The 21,833-nt window shown below is 48.1% G+C and carries 19 protein-coding genes; 11 read left to right on the forward strand and 8 right to left on the reverse strand.

All coding sequences use genetic code 11. The features are described from left to right. Positions 1-3: 3 nt before the first annotated feature. The gene (locus ACES2G_RS15660) at positions 4-1,752 is read right to left on the reverse strand and encodes a hypothetical protein (protein ID WP_347357661.1); all 1,749 of its coding nucleotides are present in this window, start codon (positions 1,750-1,752) and stop codon (positions 4-6) included. Between the two features lie 266 nt (positions 1,753-2,018). Here ACES2G_RS15660 and ACES2G_RS15665 point away from each other — a divergent pair, with 266 nt between their 5' ends. From ACES2G_RS15665 to ACES2G_RS15715, 11 genes are all read left to right on the forward strand, one after another. Then, positions 2,019-2,759 carry a hypothetical protein gene (locus ACES2G_RS15665; protein ID WP_347357662.1) on the forward strand — a complete coding sequence of 247 codons (741 nt, stop codon included), beginning with the start codon at positions 2,019-2,021 and terminating at the stop codon, positions 2,757-2,759. A gap of 46 nt (positions 2,760-2,805) precedes the next feature. After that, positions 2,806-3,027, forward strand: coding sequence for a DNA gyrase inhibitor YacG (locus ACES2G_RS15670; RefSeq protein ID WP_347357663.1), 222 nt, complete (start codon positions 2,806-2,808; stop codon positions 3,025-3,027). A 160-nt stretch (positions 3,028-3,187) separates the two neighbouring features. Beyond that, positions 3,188-3,460: an HU family DNA-binding protein gene (locus ACES2G_RS15675; protein WP_374000706.1), complete on the forward strand. Its 273-nt coding sequence runs from the start codon at positions 3,188-3,190 to the stop codon at positions 3,458-3,460. A 91-nt stretch (positions 3,461-3,551) separates the two neighbouring features. Continuing rightward, a complete protein-coding gene (gene pfkA / locus ACES2G_RS15680; protein ID WP_374000707.1) occupies positions 3,552-4,541 on the forward strand; it encodes a 6-phosphofructokinase in 990 nt (329 codons plus the stop codon). A gap of 86 nt (positions 4,542-4,627) precedes the next feature. After that, positions 4,628-5,749 (forward strand): ABC transporter substrate-binding protein, encoded by a 1,122-nt coding sequence (locus ACES2G_RS15685; protein ID WP_374000708.1) that lies wholly within the window; start codon positions 4,628-4,630, stop codon positions 5,747-5,749. 15 nt (positions 5,750-5,764) lie between these two features. Further along, positions 5,765-6,667: a branched-chain amino acid ABC transporter permease gene (locus tag ACES2G_RS15690; RefSeq protein WP_374000709.1), complete on the forward strand. Its 903-nt coding sequence runs from the start codon at positions 5,765-5,767 to the stop codon at positions 6,665-6,667. Further along, positions 6,667-7,638, forward strand: a complete 972-nt coding sequence (locus ACES2G_RS15695) for a branched-chain amino acid ABC transporter permease (RefSeq protein WP_347357667.1) — start codon at positions 6,667-6,669, stop codon at positions 7,636-7,638. The genes ACES2G_RS15690 and ACES2G_RS15695 overlap by 1 nt, the downstream gene beginning before the upstream one ends. Continuing rightward, on the forward strand, positions 7,619-8,395 hold the full coding sequence (locus ACES2G_RS15700) for an ABC transporter ATP-binding protein (protein WP_374000710.1): 777 nt from the start codon (positions 7,619-7,621) through the stop codon (positions 8,393-8,395). Before ACES2G_RS15695 ends, ACES2G_RS15700 begins: the two co-directional genes overlap by 20 nt. Further along, positions 8,392-9,105, forward strand: a complete 714-nt coding sequence (locus ACES2G_RS15705; RefSeq protein ID WP_374000711.1) for an ABC transporter ATP-binding protein — start codon at positions 8,392-8,394, stop codon at positions 9,103-9,105. Before ACES2G_RS15700 ends, ACES2G_RS15705 begins: the two co-directional genes overlap by 4 nt. Before the next feature lie 417 nt (positions 9,106-9,522). Next, entirely contained in the window at positions 9,523-9,792 is a 270-nt protein-coding gene (locus tag ACES2G_RS15710; protein ID WP_374000713.1) for a hypothetical protein, read from the forward strand. A gap of 168 nt (positions 9,793-9,960) precedes the next feature. Continuing rightward, positions 9,961-13,131 carry an RCC1 domain-containing protein gene (locus tag ACES2G_RS15715; RefSeq protein WP_374000714.1) on the forward strand — a complete coding sequence of 1,057 codons (3,171 nt, stop codon included), beginning with the start codon at positions 9,961-9,963 and terminating at the stop codon, positions 13,129-13,131. On the opposite strand, the gene ACES2G_RS15720 is transcribed toward ACES2G_RS15715, so the two are convergent. From ACES2G_RS15720 to ACES2G_RS15750, 7 genes are all read right to left on the reverse strand, one after another. Further along, positions 13,123-14,364 carry a hypothetical protein gene (locus ACES2G_RS15720; protein ID WP_374000715.1) on the reverse strand — a complete coding sequence of 414 codons (1,242 nt, stop codon included), beginning with the start codon at positions 14,362-14,364 and terminating at the stop codon, positions 13,123-13,125. The genes ACES2G_RS15715 and ACES2G_RS15720 overlap by 9 nt on opposite strands. After that, entirely contained in the window at positions 14,348-16,504 is a 2,157-nt protein-coding gene (locus ACES2G_RS15725) for a hypothetical protein (RefSeq protein WP_374000716.1), read from the reverse strand. The genes ACES2G_RS15720 and ACES2G_RS15725 overlap by 17 nt, the downstream gene beginning before the upstream one ends. An 84-nt stretch (positions 16,505-16,588) precedes the next feature. Then, a complete protein-coding gene (locus ACES2G_RS15730; RefSeq protein ID WP_374000717.1) occupies positions 16,589-18,001 on the reverse strand; it encodes an ATP-binding protein in 1,413 nt (470 codons plus the stop codon). A gap of 3 nt (positions 18,002-18,004) precedes the next feature. After that, positions 18,005-18,655, reverse strand: a complete 651-nt coding sequence (locus ACES2G_RS15735; protein WP_374000718.1) for a response regulator transcription factor — start codon at positions 18,653-18,655, stop codon at positions 18,005-18,007. A 261-nt stretch (positions 18,656-18,916) separates the two neighbouring features. After that, the gene (locus tag ACES2G_RS15740; RefSeq protein ID WP_374000719.1) at positions 18,917-20,200 is read right to left on the reverse strand and encodes a flagellar hook protein FlgE; all 1,284 of its coding nucleotides are present in this window, start codon (positions 20,198-20,200) and stop codon (positions 18,917-18,919) included. A 184-nt stretch (positions 20,201-20,384) separates the two neighbouring features. Beyond that, positions 20,385-20,816, reverse strand: coding sequence for a TIGR02530 family flagellar biosynthesis protein (locus ACES2G_RS15745; RefSeq protein WP_374000720.1), 432 nt, complete (start codon positions 20,814-20,816; stop codon positions 20,385-20,387). After that, positions 20,816-21,820, reverse strand: coding sequence for a flagellar hook assembly protein FlgD (locus ACES2G_RS15750; protein WP_374000721.1), 1,005 nt, complete (start codon positions 21,818-21,820; stop codon positions 20,816-20,818). The genes ACES2G_RS15745 and ACES2G_RS15750 overlap by 1 nt, the downstream gene beginning before the upstream one ends. Positions 21,821-21,833: the final 13 nt, after the last annotated feature.

The raw sequence follows: 21,833 nt of genomic DNA on the forward strand, positions 1-21,833 counted from the left end.
GAACTACCTCGACCTAGGGGCTGGAATCGGCATAGGCCCACCAGAGGACGGAGGTGCCGGAATACAACCAGGACACGGCAGGTGGACAACAACTTCTGGTGGTGGAATCTTATACACCTCATCAATTTTAGACAATTCTTTCATCCCTTTACGGATATCTGTAAGAAGTTGCTCCAACTTTGTACGGTAGTGGCTCTTCACCTTGCGAAGAACTGCAAGACGATCTTCGGTATCCTGGAACAATGAGTTTGTAAGTTCGCTAAGGAGGTTGCCACGCAAGTCCACACTAACAAATTCTGAATTCTCACTGAGGAATGAAATTAGGGATTCTACAGTTCTATCAATATTAGCCGTATCGCTCAATTCAACATCGTCCACAGCCCTTAATAGTGCTCCGATACGGCCCTGATAAATACGCAGCTCTGGCAAATCTCTTTTGAGCATGCGATACATATCTTCGCGATGACGGGCATATGGCAACTTTTGGATCGCATGTGCAGATAGCTGCACGAACTGCCCCCCCTGCCCACTCCAAAGCAAAGGCTTCAAAAGCAATGCAGCTCCATCCACATCGAAGCTTGCTGCCAAGCCCATCATTCTTTTTAAGTGGTCTGATAGAGCCAAGTCGTTTTCAAGAGCGACACCTGTAATAGCTCTGTTTAAATGTTGTAACATAGACTGCTGTGAAATCTGCCCAGACTGTGAATCCATTTCCAACAGCTCTTCGATTTTGGCGCGATGTCTACCAAGACTTTCAAGAGTTTCCACAGAAAGACGCAGGCCACCTTCTCCTTTTATGACTTTCATGCGCATACCCTGAAGCTCCTCCTCGCCCGCAATAGAAGCCTTGATCCTTTCAAGAACTCCATCTGAATAGGCATGTAGTATCCATAAGCTTCCACCAAGGTATCCTCCTTGGCTTTCGAGAGCCCTTTCGACATCGATATAGTTCCTTTTAACCATGTCACGGAAAGAAGGTGACTCGCCAAGAGCCCTTGCAACCTCCTCACCAAAAGACCACCCTTGAAGTATCTTCTTCAGCATTCCTTCTTCTGCTATTTTCTTTTGCGAATCCGGCAATGTAGCAAAGTACTTCTCAAAGACCCCTGGCCGAAGAAGCATTACATGATCAACAAAAATCAAAGTGCGATATGGCTCCCTAAACCATAAAGTGGCATCCGGTTCTGTCGAAAAGGAGTATACGCCAGCACTTCCATCAATATTATAGAAGGGAGGCCGAGCCTCCGAGCGGAATGCTCTTGCATAAGAAATATAGTCCGGATCATAGCTCTTATCCAAAAGGTTAATCTCAATTGTGTTCAACAGAAGCGCCTGATAGAAGTTTCCCGCACCGCTGTACCACTTTTTATTCTTAATAGTGGACAATCGCGATGCTTGTTCTCGCAAACAGCGCAGTTTCTGATCCGCGGTATCTCCAGAAGAAATATCGATAGAGTCACATGTCACGCATTGCTCAACAGCACGACGACGCCATTGCCCACGATCATTAAGATCTCGGGCATTTTGGATCTTTCTGTCCACCTCTTCCATATCTAGGAGGCCATCAGCTGCCACCGCGGCAGTGGGGTTAACGACGTAACTTTTGCAGCGAATTAGATCCCTCACCAGTCCAAAAGTTACCCCTGAGTTTACCGAAGGAATAGATGGCTCAGTACGAGACATGGGCCGGTTCGCAAATGAAATAGTACTAAATCCACTAACTGCAATAAGAAGCGCCAACGCATTTTTCATCTAAACCTCTCCGTCTCAAAATAGGACAGAAAAAAATCTCGGTTTCCATTGAACTCAGCAATAGATGCGCCAACGTACAGGCCCGACTAATGGGTTTAAAGGCGCTTACGTTGAGCCGAAGTGACGCAAAGTGGCTGCACCAAGAAAAAATGTAAACACCTCAAAAGCTTCAGATGCTCTTAATTTGCTCCTCACCACGCGGTGCCGATGGCACGACTCCTGTATTGCATCCTTAGTGAAGAGAAGTATCGAGAGAGAGGTTTATTATGAAAAAGCTTTTAGCTTCAATGATCGCGATCTCCACAGCGCTGTTTATGGTGGCGTGTGGAAAAAGTGGTGGTGATTCCAATAACAACACTCCGACTTGTGCTAACGGCACGATCTGGAATGGCAGTGCTTGTATTTTACCTAATGGTGGCACCGGTGGTGGCAACATAGTAACTACAACTGTCGGCTTTGCTGATGGCAGCACACGCTATACCATAGCTAATAGAGATTTTGCTGGAAGCCTTAGAATAACAAATAGAAGTGGGTATAAAGAATTCCTTAGAGAGGCCTTAGCAATTTGCGACAGAAACAGTCACATCTGGGGTAGAGACTATGGCCTTGCTAATTGCGACACATGGACATCAGGAACTCTCTTCTTGAGCTTCACAATTGGTCCTAATATGATTCCAGCAGTTGTTCTTAGAGCTTATCCCCCAGCAGCTTCGTACTTTAGCTATGGCTTTAGCTTTGGAATCGACGCAGCTGGCATGGCGCACAACCCACTGTATTTGAATAACCAGAATACATTTAGCCTTATTCCCGATAAAGAAGGTAATCATAGCCAAGCTTTTGAGATTCGGGCAAATGGCGCTGCAGACAACTTGTCTGGTAGATACCTAATCCAAATCCAGGCTCATAAGGGAACTTTAGCCAATAGCGAAATTCAGTATGACCTGGCTTACAAAAATGGAAAACAGAACGCAGTATTTGCTACTGGAACACTTAAGCGTTTCCAATAAACTCTGCGTCTTGCTTCAATAGCAGGACATGGAATAAATTTCGACTATGACCGAATCTCAATCTCGACAGGTCAAATGCCCGCAGTGCGGGCGTTTGGCTTTGTACTCAACAGAAAATCCTTTCCGCCCTTTCTGCTCTGAAAGATGCAGACTGATTGATCTTGGTGAATGGGCCAGCGAATCCTACAGAATCCCAGCCAAAGACTCTTCAAGTGATGCTTTAACTTCCCTTGATGACGATGACTATCCAGGTGAAGACAAACACTAGAATCCGCACAGAGAGCCGCAGTCAGAGAGCTTTTCACATTTTGCTATTGACGAATTTGCCTTTTTGTCTTTTCATGAGGCTGTCATTGGATGACGAAGAGTTATCATCAAGATTTTAATTACAACGAGAGACACACAAATGTGTCCAAAGAGGAGTTCACATGAACAAAGCACAACTCATCGAAAAAATCGCTGGCGAAACTAAAGTTTCTAAAGCTCAAGCAGAAGCTATCCTTGATTGCGCAGTAGAAAACATCAAGAAAGCTGTTAAAAAAGGCGACGACGTTAAACTTGTTGGCTTCGGTACTTTCACTAAAGCTAAACGTAAAGCTCGCACTGGTCGCAACCCACAAACTGGTAAAGCGATCAAAATCCCTGCTGCATGGGCTCCGAAGTTCCGCGCAGGTGCTGAATTCAAAGCTATGGTTAAGTAATTAGCCAGAACTTTCGATTTCCTAAGAAGGCGTCCCACAAGGACGCCTTTTTTATTTTGTCTATAGCTCAAAGCTCCGGTAGCCTCTTTTCATGGCTCAATTTCAAAAGCAAATTCAAAAAATTGGTGTGTACACAAGCGGTGGCGATGCGCCCGGAATGAATGCGGCGATTCGCGCTGTGGTTCGTGTCGGTATCTCTCAAAAACTTGAAGTTTACGGCATTCACAATGGTTACGTTGGAATGATGGAAAATAAAATCGAGCCTCTGCAGCTTCGTGATATGGCCAACATCATCCAGCGCGGCGGCACCATTCTTAAAACAGGCCGTTCGACTGATTTCATGCGCCCCGAGGGACGCGCACGTGCCGCGGCCAATGTTAGGGCTGTCGGGATTGACGCCTTGGTCTGCATCGGCGGTGATGGTTCATTCCGCGGAGCTCACGCACTTTGGGAAGAACATCAGGTTCCTGTTGTGGGTGTTCCTGGCACTATTGATAACGACATCTTCGGCAGTGATAAAACGATCGGATTTGATACAGCTGTGAACACAGCACTAGAGGCGATTGACCGCATTCGCGACACAGCCGCCTCTCACGATCGTCTTTTCATCGTGGAAGTCATGGGCAGAAACTCGGGCTTCATTGCTTCTCATGTGGGACTTGCTGGTGGTGCTGAAGAAATCTTCACTCCTGACGCCAACACCACCGTGGATAAAGCCATTGATCGCATCGTTGATGCCAGAGCCCGCGGAAAAACCAGCAGCATTATCATCACCGCTGAAGGGCAAAAACCGGGACGTGCTTACGATCTCGCGGATGCTATTCGCAAAAAATCCGGCATGGACGCGAAAGTCTGCATCTTGGGACACCAACAGCGTGGAGGTTCTCCGACGGCGGCGGATCGTATCCTTGCAAGCCGCATGGGAGCTGCTGCTGTGGATACGCTTTTCAAGGGCTACTGTGATGTGATGATCGGAACTGAAGGTGAACGACTTATTCAGGTGCCTTTGGATCTTGTGACGAAGAACGAGAAGAAGAATCAGTTGGATTTGATTTCTTTGGCCAGCGTTCTGGCGACTTAAAACTTCCTCACGTTTTATCTTGACCTCTGCTGTAGATGTTTGAATTCTATAGGATATTCCGTTCAAGCAACCACAGCGAGGTCCTCATGAAAAATCTTTTCCTAGCATTGCTTTTGACTCTTCCGCTTCTTAGCGGATGTACCAAAAAAGAAAATGAAATTGTTATCGGCGAATACGACTCCCTGACCGGAAGTGATGCCACCTTTGGTTTGAGCACCAACAAAGGAGTTCGCCTGGCCTTGGATGAAGTCAATGCCGCTGGTGGAGTTAAAGGCAAAAAAATCAGCCTGATCACTTTGGATGATCAGGGAAAAAATGAAGAAGCTGCTTCTGCCATCACTCGCCTGATCACACAGAATAATGTTGTTGCGATTCTTGGCGGCGTTGCCAGCGGTCGCTCTAAAGCCGCTGCTCCGATTGCACAGTCTCACGGTGTTCCGTTTGTCTCTCCGGCCTCGACAAATCCTGATGTCACTAAAGTTGGCGACTATGTCTTCCGCGTTTGCTTCATTGACCCCTTCCAGGGGTTGGTGATGGCGAAGTTTGCCAGCGAAAATCTGAAAGTGAAAAAAGCCGCGATTTTGCGTGACGTGAAAAATGACTACAGCGTCGGTTTGGCTGATGTGTTCTCTGCTGAATTCAAAAAACGTGGTGGCGAAATTGTCACCGACTTGAGCTATCAAGCCGGCGACATCGACTTCAAAGCCCAACTGACACAGATCCGTTCAAAAAATCCTGATGCGATTTATGTGCCGGGGTACTACACCGAAGTGGGCCTGATCGCCCAGCAAGCTCGTCAACTTGGCCTGAAAGTTCCACTGATGGGTGGAGACGGCTGGGACTCTGACAAACTTTACGAGATCGGCAAAGAGGCTATCAACGGCAACTACTACTCCAACCACTACACAACCGAATCCACCGATCCGGCAGTGACTGAGTTCATCAAGAAATTCAAAGCTAAATACAGCGAAACGCCAGATGCTTTGGCCGCTTTGGGTTACGATGCTGCGAAAATCCTGGTTGCAGCGATCGAACGTGCTCCCGACTTGTCAGGCAAAGCCATTCGTGATGAACTGGCTAAGACAAAGGACTTCCCCGGTGTGACTGGGAAAATCAGCCTGAATGAAAACCGTGACGCCGTAAAAAGTGCCGTGGTGATTCAGGTGGACGGTAACAACCGCAAGTTCATCACCACCATCAACCCGTAACCCGTAAGGACAGACATGCAGGATTTCATACAGCATCTGATCAATGGAGTGAGCCTGGGATCTATTTATGCCTTGATCGCTCTGGGTTACACGATGGTCTATGGAATCCTGAAAATGATCAACTTCGCCCACTCTGACGTATACATGGTGGGCGCCTTTGCCGCGTACTACTTCGCTCGCTGGATCGGAATTGAAAATGATCCGGGCTTGAGCACCCTTCTGACTCTGATTGTTGTTTCCATGATCTGCTGCAGTCTTCTGGGACTGGTCATTGAACGTCTGGCTTATCGGCCTTTGCGCAACTCTCCAAAATTAAATGTTCTGATCACTGCTATCGGTGTCAGCTTGTTCCTGGAATATTCCGGACAGGTTATTTTCGGTGCCGATCCCAAAGTCTTTCCTGAAGTCATGAAAGATTTTGTGATCTTCAATATCGGAAATGTTGAGGTCCGCTCTTTCGACATCACGGTTCTTGCCGTGGGCATTGTCGCCATGCTGGCTTTGCAATTCCTTCTGTTTAAAACCAAAATCGGCCGCGCCATGCGCGCGGTCAGTGCCAACCCTATGGTCGCCAGCCTGATGGGTGTGAATCCGGATCGCATCATTGCCTTCACGTTTGTGGTGGGATCTTCCCTGGCCGGTGTCGGCAGCGTTCTGGTCGGCATGAAGTATCCGAAAATTGATCCTCTGATGGGAATGATGATCGGACTTAAGGCCTTCGTGGCTGCTGTCCTGGGTGGTATCGGCAATGTGGGTGGCGCTGTCATCGGTGCCATGATCATGGGGCTTTCCGAAGAAATGGTTGTGGCCTATCTTTCAAGCACCTATCGTGACGCCTTGGCCTTTGGAATTCTGATTGTCATCCTGATCTTCAAGCCCGCTGGCCTTTTGGGCAAATACTCTGTGGAGAAGGTGTGATGAAAGCACTCAAGAATCCTGCCTTGGCTCTGTTGGGTTTGTGTCTTCTGGGTGTCGCTCTGAACTTCAGCGTGAATGCCTATATCCAGTTGATTCTTTTGTTTGCAGGCGTGAACTGTCTTATGTCGATGAGTCTGAATCTGGTGAATGGTTACACCGGTCAGTTTTCATTGGGGCACGCAGGCTTTATGGCTATTGGCGCCTATTTCTCAGCCTATGCTTCCACTCGCTGGAGTTTTGCTCCGCCTTCCTTATTGATCGTGCAGTACTTTGTTTTCACTTTGGGTGCGGGCCTTGTTGCCGCTGCTGCCGGTTTTTTAGTGGGCCTGCCTTCTTTGCGACTGAAGGGTGACTATCTGGCCATTGTGACTTTGGGTTTTGGTGAAATCATCCGTGTGGCCCTGCTGAATATGGATTTTTTAGGTGGTCCTCGGGGTCTTTCTGGGATTCCTGGATTTGGTTCGTTCCTTTGGTCGTTCTCGTTTGCTTCTTTGTGGATTGTGATTTGTTTCTTCACCATCTGGCGAGTCATGAGATCCAGTCACGGGCGCGGCTTCCTCAGCGTGCGTGAAGACGAGATCGCGGCTGAAGCCATGGGAGTCAACACCACTCGCATGAAGGTGAAAGCTTTTGTGCTATCCAGCTTCTTTGCCGGTGTGGCCGGGGCCTTGTTTGCGCACTTTACTAATTTTATTAATCCGTCCTCCTTCACCTTCCTGCAAAGTGTGAATGCCGTCATCATGGTGGTTCTGGGGGGCATGGGCTCCATGACCGGATCTATTGTGGCAGCGATTATTATTACGGTGCTGCCGGAAGCTTTGCGCCCCTTGCAGGAACTGACCGGTGTGGATTTACGTATGGTGATCTATTCCCTGTCTTTGATTTTGATGATGATTTTGCGACCAAAAGGTCTTTTCGGCGATATGGAACTCGGCGATGTTTGGAGAAAATATGTCAGACGTTCTGCTTGAGGCCCGCAAGATCACCATGCGTTTTGGCGGTTTAAAGGCCGTTGATTCGCTGGAGTTCCAAATCAAAAAAGGTCAATTGGCGGGCTTGATCGGTCCAAATGGCGCTGGCAAAACCACTGTGTTCAACATGCTAACTGGCGTGTATCAACCAACTTCGGGTGAAGTTCTGCTGGAGGGGCAAAGCCTGCAAGGTTTGGCACCTTATGAAATTTCCCATCGTGGCATCACCCGCACCTTCCAGAATATTCGTCTTTTTAAAAATCTGACTGTTCTGGACAATGTTCTGATCGCAGGCCATCAGCATGTCAAATACGGACTTTTCGATACACTTCTACAGACCGAAGACTTCCGCACCGATGAAAAACGCCTGCAGGACAAAGCGATTGATCTTCTGAAGATCTTCCATTTGGAAGAAAAAGCCCACAAGCCCGCAAACTCCCTGCCTTATGGCGAACAGCGCAAGCTGGAGATTGTCCGAGCGCTGGCAACAGATCCCAAGATCATCCTGCTGGATGAACCTGCTGCCGGGATGAACCATTCAGAAACCCACCACCTGATGGAAACCATCGCCAAGATCCGTGAAGAATTTAAGCTGACAGTGCTATTGATCGAACATGATATGAAACTGGTTATGGGCATTTGTGAAAACATCATCGTTCTGGATCATGGCGTGAAAATCGAAGAGGGAGCTCCGGCCCAGGTGCAAAGCTCTGCGAAAGTGATTGAAGCCTATTTGGGCGTGGAGGAAAAAGAATGAGTTCTCCAATTTTGAAAGTCGAAAATCTGGATGTCTTCTACGGGTCCATTCATGCCCTGAAGGGCATTAGCTTTGAAGTCAACCAGGGTGAAGTTGTTTCGTTGATCGGCGCCAATGGGGCCGGCAAAACCACCACTTTGCGAGCAATTTCAGGAATTGTCCCAAGCACTGGGAATTTGCACTTCAAGGGTCAGGACCTGAAGAAGGTCGCCACCTTCCAGCGTGTAGGACTTGGAATCGCCCAGTCCCCGGAAGGCCGGGGCGTCTTCCCACAAATGAGTGTTCTGGAAAACCTGGAAATGGGCGCGTATTCACGCAAGGACACAGCTCAGATCAAAAGTGATCTGGATATGTGCTTTGAACTTTTCCCTCGCATGAAAGAACGCATCTCACAAATGGCCGGAACCCTCTCTGGAGGCGAACAGCAGATGCTGGCAATTTCGCGCGCCTTGATGGCGAAGCCTCAACTCTTGCTGCTGGATGAGCCTTCTTTGGGATTAGCTCCTCTGATTGTCGCGCAGATTTTTGATATCGTTAAAAAGCTGAATCAGGAAGGCATGACCATCCTGCTGGTCGAGCAGAATGCCAGAATGGCGTTAAAGATATCGCATCGGGCTTACGTCTTGGAGTGTGGTCGCGTCGTGATGCAGGATCTCGCCAAAAATCTTTTAAACAACGACGATGTTCGCAAGAGTTATTTGGGAACATAAAGATTGTCTTCTAATGAGACAGTGACGAACCGCCGTTAATCGGTCTCTGAATAAAACCGAATAAATATACATGAGTATATTTTTATTCTTTTTCTCAGCGCTTCTCCTTTGCTCCTGCGTAAACAAAAATGCTGTGTCATTGACGTTTTCCAGTGGCAATACTCCCACCGCATCGCTGAAGCTGAATAACGACCTGCCGTACACAACAGATCGATCCATCTCTGTACAAATTGATTCCTCTCAAGAAATTGAACTTATGAGCTTCGCTTTGGGGTCCACTGCTTTGCTGGGGGTCGGACAATGGTATTCTAGGCACCGCCCCCACTGATACTGCCGTCCCCGTGTCCATGGACACCATCACCGACTCAGGAAAAATTGAGCTCAGCATCGGTGAACGACAAGCCTGCTACACCATGAATGGGGGGGGCACGCTGCTGGGGCGCCGATACCTTTGGACACTTCTCACCCCCACTTTCACCCCCTGTTCCTTCCGTAATTCCCAAAGACGTCTTCGCTTTTGCAAACGGTAAAGTAGTACAAATCTCTGTCTCAAGAAATTATGCCTGTGCTGTTACGTCCATGGGCGATCTGCGGTGCTGGGGTCGAAACTCGCACGACCGTTCCGCAACCCTGTTCCATAACCATGACACCTTCTATCAGTCAGAGCCTGGCTTTGTTTTAAAGTAGCCCTAATCCTGGTCCAGCCCTAGGTCATCAAAAAGGAGTCTCAATACAAGACATTCGCAAATTAAGACTTAACACCTCCCCCTGAATACCGAAAAGACATATATGATCCAGGGCGTTCTCGTAGTCATCTTTGCAATGCTTCATCTCTCTTGTACAACCAAGAATGACATGTCGTTAATTTTCTCAAGCGAAAACACGCCTACTGTCGCCCTGGTTTTCAACGAAGGTAACGCCTATACCAGCCAGACATCCCTTCCACTAAAGATCACAGCATCACGCGAATCCTCGGAAATGACTTTTGCCAACAGCGCCGTATGCTCTGACATCTGGGAACCATTTGCCTCTTCACGCACGGTAACCCTGCCAAACGTGGAGGGTGAGCATTTTGTATCGGTTAAAATTCGTACCAAAGATGGTTTCACCAGCGCTTGTGTGAAGACCAAAGTGGTTCTGGATAAAACAGGTCCGACAGTCAGCGACTCCATGACTTTGTTCAATAGTCGCTCTTTGACGACCCAGTCGCCTCGACTGCTGCCGCCAGTGACAACGGATATTCATTCCGGAGTCGCAAAATATGAAATCAAACTTGTTAAAACCACCGGAACAACTGTCATCAAAGACTGGGCCGTCAAAGATAAAGAGGCTCTTTATTTCGATGGTCTCACGCTGCCGGATGTAGAAGGTGACACCTACTACTATCTGATCCGCGCTACAGATAATGTTGGAAACGTCAGTCTGGAGAAACAATCACCCAACTTTATCGTTGGCCCGATAGTCACCTTCGGAGGAACCAATTCCTACAATCAGACAAACTCCATGGGTGAGACAACCCTGCAGCTTTCACGAAGCAGCACCAGCAGCACAACCATTTCATTGAAGGCCGTCTCGGGCTCTGCGATTGCCGGCCTGGACTTTCTTTACCCGGACATTATACCCACAGAGGTTACGATTCCTGCGGGTGCCACGACTGCGAAAACTTATTTTTCGATAATGACTTCGGTTTTACCTGGACCAACCAAGAGCTTTGATATGCAGGTCACAGCTGCTGTGAATGCGGTTGCTGCCACACCTTCTACCATGAAGGTTGATTTGACGAATACCAACGCTTCTGTCACAGCACAAATTGCCTCGGGCTATCGCGCCGTACGTGGCGCCAGAGGACATATGTGTGGCGTGCGCACAGACAATAAAATGGATTGCTGGGGCTCGACAATGTACGCCACCGGTTCCACTTTCCTGGAACTCACGGCAAAAGAAATCACCGGGGCAGCTAACATCAAAGACATCGCCGAAGGGTATGCCGATCATACTTGCTATATCGACACCGCCAACAACCTCTTCTGCTTTGGTCCCAATGGGTATCGCCAACTTGGAAACGGCACAACGACTCCTTCATCCACCCCTGTTCAGGTACCGGGCAGTAACTTTAAAAAAGTAGCCGTTGGTGTGAACTTCACCTGTATCATCGATTCCACCGACAAAGTTCAGTGTTTTGGAAGCAATAGCGAAAGTACCGCCGGACAACCCGCATCGACCTCTGTCAACACTCCCACGGTCCATGCTTCAATCACAAAAGCTCTGGATATTGCCGCTGGCTATCGAATTGCCTGTGCTATTGATGAAGTTTCCGGAGTCCGCACAGTCAAATGCTGGGGTAAAACTGAAAGTGCATCCAATCATATTCCTGTAACAATCACGGGGTTGCCTGCCGACATTTCATCTCTTTCTGTCAATGGCAGTGTAGCTGCTGATGTTCGACACGGCTGCGGATTGTCTGAGCAAGGATTGGTTTACTGTTGGGGCAGCAACTTCCGCTCCCGTCGGGGACTTGCAAGTGGTGCTGTGACATGGACATCCGCAAACCCCGTCAGCCTGCCAGTCAAAGCCGTCAAAGTTCAGGCCGGCACTGATACTAGCTGTGCTGTAGGCGAAGATAAGAATCTTTATTGCTGGGGGTCTGGCCTTCCCTCTACACAAAGTGCCAATCAATACCAGGAAAGCTACGTCCCGGTAAAACTGAACATCGCCGGTGACCTGGTCACAGACCTCCAACTGACTGAAACCAGCAGCTGTGCTGTGATCACTTCGTCTCGGATAAAATGCTGGGGCGTCAATAAACGCGGCGAAATGGGCAACGGGCAAATGGCTGACACCTCCCGCACAACAGCCTTAAATGCCGCAGCTTCCTTCGACAAATACACTCAAGTTGCAACGGGTCTTTTCACCACTTGTGCTCTAAAAGCAAATAAAACGGTCACATGCTGGGGCAATAATGATTGGGGGCAATTGGGTAATGGCTCTCATAGTACCTATTCTCGTCCACAGTATACACTGCCCATCTCAAGTATTAAAAAAGTTGTCGGCCACTCTTCTCACTTCTGTGCGCTTACAACTGGCGGGGGCGTTTACTGCTGGGGTGCAAACTCTAACGGCCAAATCGGAAACAATCTCGCCACAACACCTACTGATAAAGTTTTAGCGCCATTTCTAATTCCGGCAAACTACACCAATGGCGGCACGGGATTGGCTGCAGGGGTCAGGGATATCGCCGTGGGTTACAATCATAGCTGTGCCATCACGGCCCTCGGAGGGCTTACTTGCTGGGGGAATAATTCTCGCGGAGAAGTGGGTCATACCGACACCGCCAACTCTTTCAGTTTTCCTCAGAACATTGCCAGTCTGTCTTCCGGGATTGAAAGCGTCGCATTGGGCATCAACAACTCTTGTGCAGTCAAAAATAGTGGCGCCACCAAACAGGTCTATTGCTGGGGAGTCAACCAGAACAACATGCTTGCGGGAACAATTCCTGCTGGCACCTTTACATCAACTCCACAGCTGATTGATACAATCACCACCACAAAGGAAATAAAAATCTTTATGGGCTATGAAGGTGGCTGCTATATTCACGACGGCACAACAAAGTGCTGGGGCTATCGCAATATCTTTAAAGCCATGCCTGTCGATGTTGCCTATGATACCTATATCAATGTCCCGACGGCGGTTCCAACTCTGAGCGGAGCCACCGATTTAGCGCTGAATCTTTATACCGGCTGTGCGATATTCTCTACGGGCAAGGTCAAATGCTGGGGAGCAGATCACAGTGGTATCGTAAGGCCAGGACTGGATTCATGGGCCTGGATTGGAACTCCGGAAGAACCTCCGGCAACTCAGTATGGTCAGGTGACCGCAATGGCCCTGGGTATGACACTGAATTATACAATCCCTATACACGCTTGCGCCGTGACTTCTTTAGGAGATCTCAAGTGCTGGGGCTCTAGCACCTATGGAGAAGGCCATGACCGCTACTTCCATCAGGATCCAGGTTACGTTCTAAAATAACCATCCATAACGAACTTCCACATGGGTTTCAAAGATAGAAACATTGGAATTGTCTTTATCATCAGAACCCGTGTGCTTCCCCTGGAAGAAACTGCCATAGGTATAAACACCCACGGATCTTTCATATCCCAAAGGTCTGGCTAAGCCTAAAGATCCAGAAACCCCAAAGCCACTGTAGGTATGATCCAACCCCATATAGAGCGGATGCACACGCAGCGAAACATCTGTGTACCATTTGTTATTATGCGAAAACAGCTCTGCATAGCCACCCGCTGTGGCACTGATATGCTGCCCGATTCCGATGGCACCTTCTGTTGCGCTCTTCACGAAAGAATAAGGTCGACGTTCAAAATCACCACCCAGCAAATACCCATATTGAACCTTGAACAGCGGATTGCGATAGGTCCAATGACGTTTGGTGAGGGCCACATCCCCTTTGATATCATAAATCCGCTCTGTTCCGGATGTTCCCAATAAATTACTGAAAGAAAAACTACTGGTATAGCCCATAATCCGGATAGACCGCTCCACCTTCCAGTTCCACCGGCGTTCAAAGGACAACGTATCAAACGTAAAGGACTGCTGATCCAAGGTTGTGATGATGGGACTGGTGTCTTGCTTTTGCGCCGCACCCATCAATCCCAGACCGGCCCACATCAGATTGCGTGAGCAGAAATCCTTGCCGACCTTATCCAGAATCGGCATCGCAGTCACTTTCATTTCCTGATTAATACCCTTGATGGTGATCAGATAGCGGAATCTGTCCGTCCCAAACAACTCCAGAGGCACGGCAATTATTTGCGCATTCAAAGGGACGTTCAATGAAATCAGGAATTTCCCAGCGTCCCCTTTCAAAGGAAGATTCACCAACGGCAGGATCACCGGCGCCAACGGTTTCTTGTCCTTGTCGTAAAGAAGAATGCGACGACTCCAGAAGCGGATATCCAGATCTTCCTGAAGCTCTCCGGAAATCTTTAACTGCATGACTTCCTGATTCGGCATCTTAATAATTTCAAACTGGTCCCAAGCCGCTTTGGGCTCGCGCAAAATATTACGGCAGTCAGTTTGGAAAGGATGAATATGCTTCTGCAATGAGGAAAATGGAATGACCTCGACCGCCGCTTTATCCATCATAATTTGCTCGGCTTTTACAACCTTGCGAGCCTGCGCCCCAGCCGCACCACCTGCCAAGATGACCAGGACCGCTACAAAGTACTTACTTAGAGACGCCAAAGTAGAACACTCCTGTTTCGCTCCAAGCAGAGGCCCGGTATTGATTTCTTCCTCTCACCCTGAAATACCATTGTCCGTTGGTGATCGGTTTTTTTAAAACATATTCCTGAGCTTCCACCTTGATATGGGTTGCCTTGGTAAACTCAGGATTCTGTGCCATTTCCAAAGAATACCATTCATTTTCCGGAGACTCTGTCCACGAAAACTTGATCGAAACGGGAACCCCGCGTGGAATCAAGAAGACTTCGTTCCTCTTTGGAGTCTGCAAATTAGGTGTAATCAACGGTCCCGGCTTACCGTAAGTCACCGCCAGAATCGGTGTCGGTACCGAGAAGTACTTACTCTCATCCCCGACAGGCCACACCCGGAAATAGTACCAGCCTTCCTCTGCGACGCTGTGGAAGAACTCAACATTTTCGGTTTCAAGCATCTTCGAATTCGCCATCTTGGGATCACGGCTCAACTCAACCCGATATTTCCTGGCCGCTTCACGATGAGTCCACAATAAATGGAATTGCGGAGTGCTATTCGGCTGCTCAAACAGCGGAGGCAGGACTTCTTTCTTTTCAATAGACGGCCCCCGCAGCAGTCCTTTGACCTGATAGATATCCGAAGGCGGAGAGTATTCTCCCTCCGGAGACCGCGCCACCACACGCATATAGCCGGGAACAGTTTCACTGTGTTTTAGAACGTACGGGGATTTTTCCACCACGACATTTTTCAAAACCTTGGTGAACTTAGGCCCTTCCCCAATTTGCACAAGATAGTCCGATGCATAGGGAACAGAGGTCCAGGAAAGACCCATTTCAACTATACCGGCATCATTGACCTTTTCATCGGTTTTGGACAGCAGAGGCGCCGTCAGTGGCGGGCGCACAAAGATCTTCTTTTCATCGGACCAGTCTGAATAAAGGTTGCTGCCATAGGCTTTGCGCGCACGAACACGATATTCCCCCGGGGAATCAATGAAGCTTTTCAAAGGCTCCGCACCTTCGTATTCATCAAAGAGATCATCAAAACCTTTGTTTTTACCGACCTGCAAATGGAACTTTTCTCCGGATTTCGCCCCTTCGACAGGCACATTCATCTGCCACTTGCCGCGCTCTTTAAAGTTCAAAACCGGATCGCCGATCTTATTTCCTTTCAAACTTTCCAGGCGGAAGCTGCGTATTTCAGAAAACTGTGGAACTTCTTTATCTTTAACAACCAGGCGCCAATAGTACTCACCAGAGCCCATGTCCTTGGGAAGAACAGCCTCCTTCATCCCGGTCACATCCTCCTGACGTGTCTCGGTCAGGAAGTCTGAGGTGCGACTGACTTCCAAGGTCACTTTCTTTTCCGGAATCTCTTTCCACTTAAAGAATTCAAGATTCTGACCATAGATGATTTTTTTTGCCGGTGGTTCAAGCAGAACAATCTTGTCCAGCTCGACGTCCTTCATCTCAATCTTCGGGGTCGCGGGACCCTTGAAAGCCGCAGAACCGCCCGCATCAGAGCCCTTACCGGTAGCACCTGCGCCGCCCGAGCCAGGAGATACCTCAGGAGCTTTTTCAGTTTCAGAAGGTGTGATCGGTTTCAACTCAATGGACTGGCCGGCGCTTAGGGACTTTTTAAGACCTTCGCCTTCCAAGATGACTTGCCCTGAAGACAATGACAGGGCCACCTGCCCTGAAGCATCTTTCTTGGCAAAAAGACCAAAGGGAGAGTCCGCCTTCAACGTAAGATCCGATGAACCCACGCGAAGACTTAATGGCTTTCCGGAGCCTCGGCCTTCCAGCTGAATCTGTCCTTGTTCCAGATTTAATGTCAGACTTCCGCCGTCACCACTGTCCGTAATTTTCAAAAGTGTTTTTTCGGGAACAACAACGACATCCTTATTGCGCATTTCAATCCGCGCTTCAGAGGAGCTGCCCGTAAAAATCTCTGATCCATTATAAAGCTTCTGAGATTGAGCCGCATCGGTCCAAAAGAAGCTGGTGACATGCTTATAGCGCAGTTCGTTTTTTACATTGCGTACTTCGGCCAGCGTCGGGCCAAGATTTTCATTATTCAGCTCTGCCTTAAACAGAAATTGTTTCGCCAGGAAGAAAGACAAAGCTGTGACAACAAGAAGACATCCGATGAGAATCTTTTTTTTCATAGAAGTGATTCTATTATGTCTGACTTGAAATAGACGAGCCAGACATTTCACGCTTTCTAGACACTGCCGGAACTCTGACCTTCGTCAGGACATCTTCTGCAAAAGAACTTCAAATTCTGTTCCCCGGCCGTCTTTTACGGGACTGCGCACAGAAACTTTGCCATCGTGAGCTTCGACGACAGCTTTAACAAATGTCAGGCCTAAACCCATACCATATTCAGAGCGGCTCTTATCACTACGATAAAGCTTCTGCCAAATCATGCCGTGTTCGTCCGCAGAAATACCCGGCCCTGAATCCGTCACTCGAATAATCACGTTTTCCGTCTGATTAATTGTTTCAATGGTCACCTCACCACCCGATGGTGTGTACTTGTGAGCATTGTCCAGCAGATTCGCAACAACACGGCTGATCAGTTTGGCGTCCACCATTGCCCAGTCATGACTATCAAGCTTCTGAATAACTTTGATGTCCTTTTCCTCAAAGGCCATCTCGTACAGGCTCATGATCTCTTTCACCAGGTCACTGATATATTTCTTTTCCAGCTTCAGTCGCTTACTGCGATTCTCGGCCTCTGTAATATCTGTCAATACTTGAAGGAAGTTCAAAATTTTGTCCGAGTTTTCATAGCAACTCTGCAAGGCTTCCCGATAAGTCTCCACATCACCTTCGCTGGTCAATGCCAATTCCGCACGGCCGCGAAGACGGGTCACCGGCGTCCTAATATCGTGGGCCAAATGGTCAAAAGCTTCTTTCAGACCACTGACCAAACCTTCGATCTTATCCAGCATCTTATTGAACAGGACTTTAAGCTCTTCCAGCTCATCATCGCTGCCCCCGACGGGAACACGGGTGGAAAGAGAACCACCTTCGATTTTTTTCATCGATGTGATCAACTCCCGCACGGGACTCAAGGTCCTGTTGGAAAGGAACAATCCCCCGAGGAAGCCAATCAAAGCCACCGGCCCCAGAAGCCACCAGAAGATCTTTTGCAAATTACGCAACTGCTGACTTAAAGCCTCTCGGCTTTTTCCGACAATCAGACGGCTGCCATCCTTCAGAGTTGTCCCCACAACATAGACAGCATCCCCACCATGCAACTCCTGCATGATGAATTCAAAGTTCTGTCCGCGGTGAATACCCAGTTCCCTTTTCAAGTCCTCTTCATCCAACTTAAAGTTGGGAAAAGGTTCGTGGAAAAAGCTGACTTGGCCTTTTGGCGCGAACACCGTTACCAGCAAAGCTGCATCACGGTCATAGTTGGGAATATAAAGAAAGTAGTCGTTAAATTCGCTCAGACCACGAACTTCGATGCGGTTTCGATATTCTTCCAACTTGGAGGTCAGAAGAACTCGTTCCTGTTCTTGAAGCCCATGACTGATTTGAAAATAGAGAAAACTGAAGATAACGGTGGAACTAAGAATCAGCACCAATGAGTACGCAAGCGTTAACTTGGTGCTGATTCTGAATAGCGTCGGCTTAAGACGACTTGAGAACATATCCTACACCTCTAACCGTATAGATAAGGCGTGTAGGGAAATCTTTTCCAGCTTGTTTCTGAGTCTGCATACAAGAACGTCCACCACGTTGGTTTGAGGGTCAAAATCATAGTTCCAGACTTCCTTCAGGATCGTCTGCTTACCAATGATTTTATTAGGATTACTCATGAACAGGTCAAGAAGAACAAATTCTCTTTCCTGAAGGTCGAGCTTGCGACCCGCACGAACCACATCGCGATTCAAACGGTTCAACTTCAAATCCTGGAACACCAACTGGGTCACTTCGGAAGCCTTTTGAGATCTCTTCAAAAGATTTTTTACGCGAATCTGAAGTTCAGCCATTGCAAACGGTTTAGTCAGGTAGTCGTCGCCACCCATACTTAAACCTTTAAGGCGGTCATCCAACTCACGCAAAGCACTCAGGATCAGAATTGGGGTATTCACTTCTTTTTCACGCAATGACTTTGCGAAAGTGTAACCATCCATTTCCGGGAGCATGAGATCCAATACGATAATATCGTAATGATTCGTGAGAGCACGTTCGAAAGCACGACGTCCGTTGGACTCTACCTCGACATCGCCCTCCAGCTCCCCCAAGCCTTGCTTCACTATCGTTGCAATTTCGTTATCGTCTTCGACTACCAAGCATCTCATCTCGAGTCACCTTTGTTTCGGGTTCCTAATGTTATATCTGTAAGCCAATTTATAGCAGATTTGTTTCTAAACAAAAGGATGAATATTCGTATTGTAGCCCGAAAAGCTTATTATTACATAGATTTAATCGGTCCCCGGAGATGGATTGCCGAGATGAAACAAATCCACCCGTGAAACCTCCTTGCAAAGCAAAAAAAACAGGCTCCTGGTCAGGGAGCCTGTGACATGGTCTTTCTATGGTTTAGATCAGATTATCAAGAATTAACGTTTAAGCTGGATAACCTCGTTCAAAAGTTCGTCTGTCGTCGTGATTGTCTTCGCATTGGCTTGGAAACCACGTTGATTCTGGATCATGTTTACGAACTCTGTAGCCAAATCCACTGTGGATCTTTCCAAAGATTTCGCGAACAATTTACCGCGGCCGGCAGCGCCTGGAGCACCTACGGAAGCAGTACCGGAGTCTCTGGATTCTTTCAAACGGTTGTTACCAACTTTGAACAGAGCTTCAGGGTTTTCGAACTTAGCCAAAGCGATCTGGGCAAGGTCATTGGCTTGACCGTTGGAGTATACCGCTGTCAATGTACCTTCGTCATTGAAGGACAAGCCAGTGATTGTACCCGCAGCCGCGCCGTCCTGGTGCCAGGAGATCAGGTCAGAGTTTTTACCGTACTGTTTAGTACCGTCCAAACCTTTACCGCCATCCTTGATCGCATCACCGAAGTTCAGCTTCACTTGCTGGTCCTGCAAAGCACCACCTTTGAAGTTGAAGTTCGTGGAAGTTGTTTCCTGGGAATCAAGTTTACCGTCAACAGTGAACATCAGTTTACCAGCAGCAACTTCAGACATTTTGCCTTCTTCGCCACCAGAAATCTCTTTACCGTCAACCAAACCTTTGAATTCCCATTCACGGTCGTTAACTTTGTTGAAGAAGAAGCTGACAAGGTGTTTGTTACCTTGAGAGTCATACATCTCAACACCAGTGGAGTAGTGAGAAGTGGAGTATGGATCAGCTGCATCGAATTTCTTGGTTGGCTCCATGCGGGAGTCCAAGTTCAGATCCAATTTCAATTCTTTAGTTGCTTTAGCCGGGATCAGGGCGCGAGGGAACTTGATATCCGTCATTTTGTTAACGATATTGCCCTTCTCGTCAGTCGAGAAACCTTGAACTTTTTGATTGTCGTTAGTTACTAGGTAACCTTCACGGTCAAAGTGGAAAGAACCGTCACGAGTGTAAGATTCACCGTCAGAACCTTTAACTTTGAAGTAACCGTCACCAGAGATAGCAAGGTCCGTCACTTTTTCAGTGGCGTCGATGTTACCCTGGGAAAGGATTGGATTTACTGCACCGATCTTCACACCGCGACCGATTTGGTTACCACCAACAATACCTTTTAGATTTTTGGAGATGATGTCCTGGAACTCTGCACGGCTTGCTTTGAAACCGATAGTGTTCGCATTGGCGATATTGTCCCCGATAACACCCAGAGCCTCGCCCTGCGCTGTCATACCGGATACACCAGTGTACAATGAAGAAAGAATACCCATGTGACCTCCATGTCGTTGGCAGAATTAGTCGAATTCCGCCGTTTTGGAGGGCCTCCTCTACGAGGACCAGCCCTAATATTTAGTTTTTAAAACCAGCTGCTATCTGTCTCGTCGGGACAGCTTCACAGTTCAACCTACGAGCCTCCGGCTCTTCGGTCTCTTCGGCTTCCACCGAAGCTTTGCGCTACAGAACCACTGTTGAGTCGATGTTCGTGAACACATTTTCTTTCAATGCATTCTTGTCCATCACAGTCACAACTGTGTTGTTCTTCACGCTGACGATCAGTGCCGATTCATTCATCAGAATCAATGAATCCTTGGAACCTTTCGCCGCCGCTCTCGAAACCGCTTCAGAGAGTCTTGAGATATCTTCCGGTGAATAGTTAATTCCCCGAGTTCTCATACGCTCAATCGCGTGGTTCGAAAACTTCACCCCTTCAACAGCTTTTGCAAGCCCCGGAGGTTGCATCTGTCCCAGGTTCTGAGGCTTGACGCCGCCGACCTGATTCAGAGTCTCCTTGAAGGAGGGTCCCCCAGCCAGATCCGGTTGCTTCACCTTCCCTGGTTGCTGCGGGATGAGTTGATCAAGAGTTTGTATCTTTTTTAAATCCACCATTACTTCGCCGTCTCCTTAGCGATCTTTTCCATCATGTCGCGGGACAAGCCCACATTGTTCATGATGTTAGATTTTGCTACAGGAGCGGGATTCATGGAAGAGTTTTGTAACTCTGCATTCCCCTCTTTCATAGTTTGTCCTTTAGCATCATCTTTCTTCAAGTCTAGGTTTGTAACATCATTTACTTTCTGGTCGGTGGTCATAAGACGTGGGTCTGTAATCTTCTTCACGTCAGAGAAACGAATCGCCTGATTTCCCACGTGAAGCACAGGGCCTTCATTGGAGTAGCTCACACCCGTGATCATGCCATCGAAGTCTGTTTTGATTCCCAGCTTTTTTCCATCCGCAGTTTTGGCTTCGGCGATGAATTGGTATTCACCCGGCAAAGCTTTCATTGCTTTTTCGTCTTCACCATTCCAAGTCAGCTTGTTCGCGCCCTGCTTCAGGGATTTCAGATTGTACGTGCGCACAATATTCCCCTCTGTATCACGAACTTTCACTGTCACTTCACTTGCGTCCATTGGAAGGTTGAATTTGAAGTCATGCTCTTTGTCATTCACACCACGCACCACTTTGGAAGAGTCACCTGCGACTGCTTTGCCGATCAGATTCAATGCCTGGAAATTTTCCGAAGGCTTCTGACCGTTCTTCATTTCATCAAGTGATTTGTTCATGTTCTGCATCTGCTCCAGAGAGGAGAAGCTTGCCAACTGTGCCGCCATCTCATGGCTCTTCAATGGGTTCGTCGGATCCTGATTTTTCATCTGCGTCAGCATCAACTTAAAGAACGCATCCTTGTCCAAACTAGGGTTACCAGCGGTACGAACTTTCTTGGATGGATCTGTCCAGTTGGCATCGACAATTTTATTCAGAACTTCGCCGACGTTTTCACCGCCAAGCTTTTCTCTGTCTGTCACGCTCATGTTGGAAGCCCCGGCCGTCTCAGGTTTTGTCTGAGTCGTTCCAAATGCATTCACCCCAAGTTTCGCGTTTACCATTGTCATTTATGCTCCTTTT

The sequence above is a fragment of the Bdellovibrio bacteriovorus genome (assembly GCF_041888015.1).
GTDB lineage: Bacteria > Bdellovibrionota > Bdellovibrionia > Bdellovibrionales > Bdellovibrionaceae > Bdellovibrio.

Excerpts from the sequence above, each read along its gene's own strand:
- pfkA (WP_374000707.1), top strand. The coding sequence starts at position 3,552 with ATGGCTCAATTTCAAAAGCAAATTCAAAAAATTGGTGTGTACACAAGC.
- ACES2G_RS15715 (WP_374000714.1), top strand. The coding sequence starts at position 9,961 with ATGTCGTTAATTTTCTCAAGCGAAAACACGCCTACTGTCGCCCTGGTT.
- ACES2G_RS15735 (WP_374000718.1), bottom strand. The coding sequence starts at position 18,655 with ATGAGATGCTTGGTAGTCGAAGACGATAACGAAATTGCAACGATAGTG.
- ACES2G_RS15690 (WP_374000709.1), top strand. The coding sequence starts at position 5,765 with ATGCAGGATTTCATACAGCATCTGATCAATGGAGTGAGCCTGGGATCT.
- ACES2G_RS15670 (WP_347357663.1), top strand. The coding sequence starts at position 2,806 with ATGACCGAATCTCAATCTCGACAGGTCAAATGCCCGCAGTGCGGGCGT.
- ACES2G_RS15665 (WP_347357662.1), top strand. The coding sequence starts at position 2,019 with ATGAAAAAGCTTTTAGCTTCAATGATCGCGATCTCCACAGCGCTGTTT.
- ACES2G_RS15695 (WP_347357667.1), top strand. The coding sequence starts at position 6,667 with ATGAAAGCACTCAAGAATCCTGCCTTGGCTCTGTTGGGTTTGTGTCTT.
- ACES2G_RS15675 (WP_374000706.1), top strand. The coding sequence starts at position 3,188 with ATGAACAAAGCACAACTCATCGAAAAAATCGCTGGCGAAACTAAAGTT.
- ACES2G_RS15725 (WP_374000716.1), bottom strand. The coding sequence starts at position 16,504 with ATGAAAAAAAAGATTCTCATCGGATGTCTTCTTGTTGTCACAGCTTTG.
- ACES2G_RS15710 (WP_374000713.1), top strand. The coding sequence starts at position 9,523 with ATGGGGGGGGCACGCTGCTGGGGCGCCGATACCTTTGGACACTTCTCA.
- ACES2G_RS15685 (WP_374000708.1), top strand. The coding sequence starts at position 4,628 with ATGAAAAATCTTTTCCTAGCATTGCTTTTGACTCTTCCGCTTCTTAGC.
- ACES2G_RS15700 (WP_374000710.1), top strand. The coding sequence starts at position 7,619 with ATGTCAGACGTTCTGCTTGAGGCCCGCAAGATCACCATGCGTTTTGGC.
- ACES2G_RS15705 (WP_374000711.1), top strand. The coding sequence starts at position 8,392 with ATGAGTTCTCCAATTTTGAAAGTCGAAAATCTGGATGTCTTCTACGGG.
- ACES2G_RS15750 (WP_374000721.1), bottom strand. The coding sequence starts at position 21,820 with ATGACAATGGTAAACGCGAAACTTGGGGTGAATGCATTTGGAACGACT.
- ACES2G_RS15660 (WP_347357661.1), bottom strand. The coding sequence starts at position 1,752 with ATGAAAAATGCGTTGGCGCTTCTTATTGCAGTTAGTGGATTTAGTACT.
- ACES2G_RS15740 (WP_374000719.1), bottom strand. The coding sequence starts at position 20,200 with ATGGGTATTCTTTCTTCATTGTACACTGGTGTATCCGGTATGACAGCG.
- ACES2G_RS15730 (WP_374000717.1), bottom strand. The coding sequence starts at position 18,001 with ATGTTCTCAAGTCGTCTTAAGCCGACGCTATTCAGAATCAGCACCAAG.
- ACES2G_RS15745 (WP_374000720.1), bottom strand. The coding sequence starts at position 20,816 with ATGGTGGATTTAAAAAAGATACAAACTCTTGATCAACTCATCCCGCAG.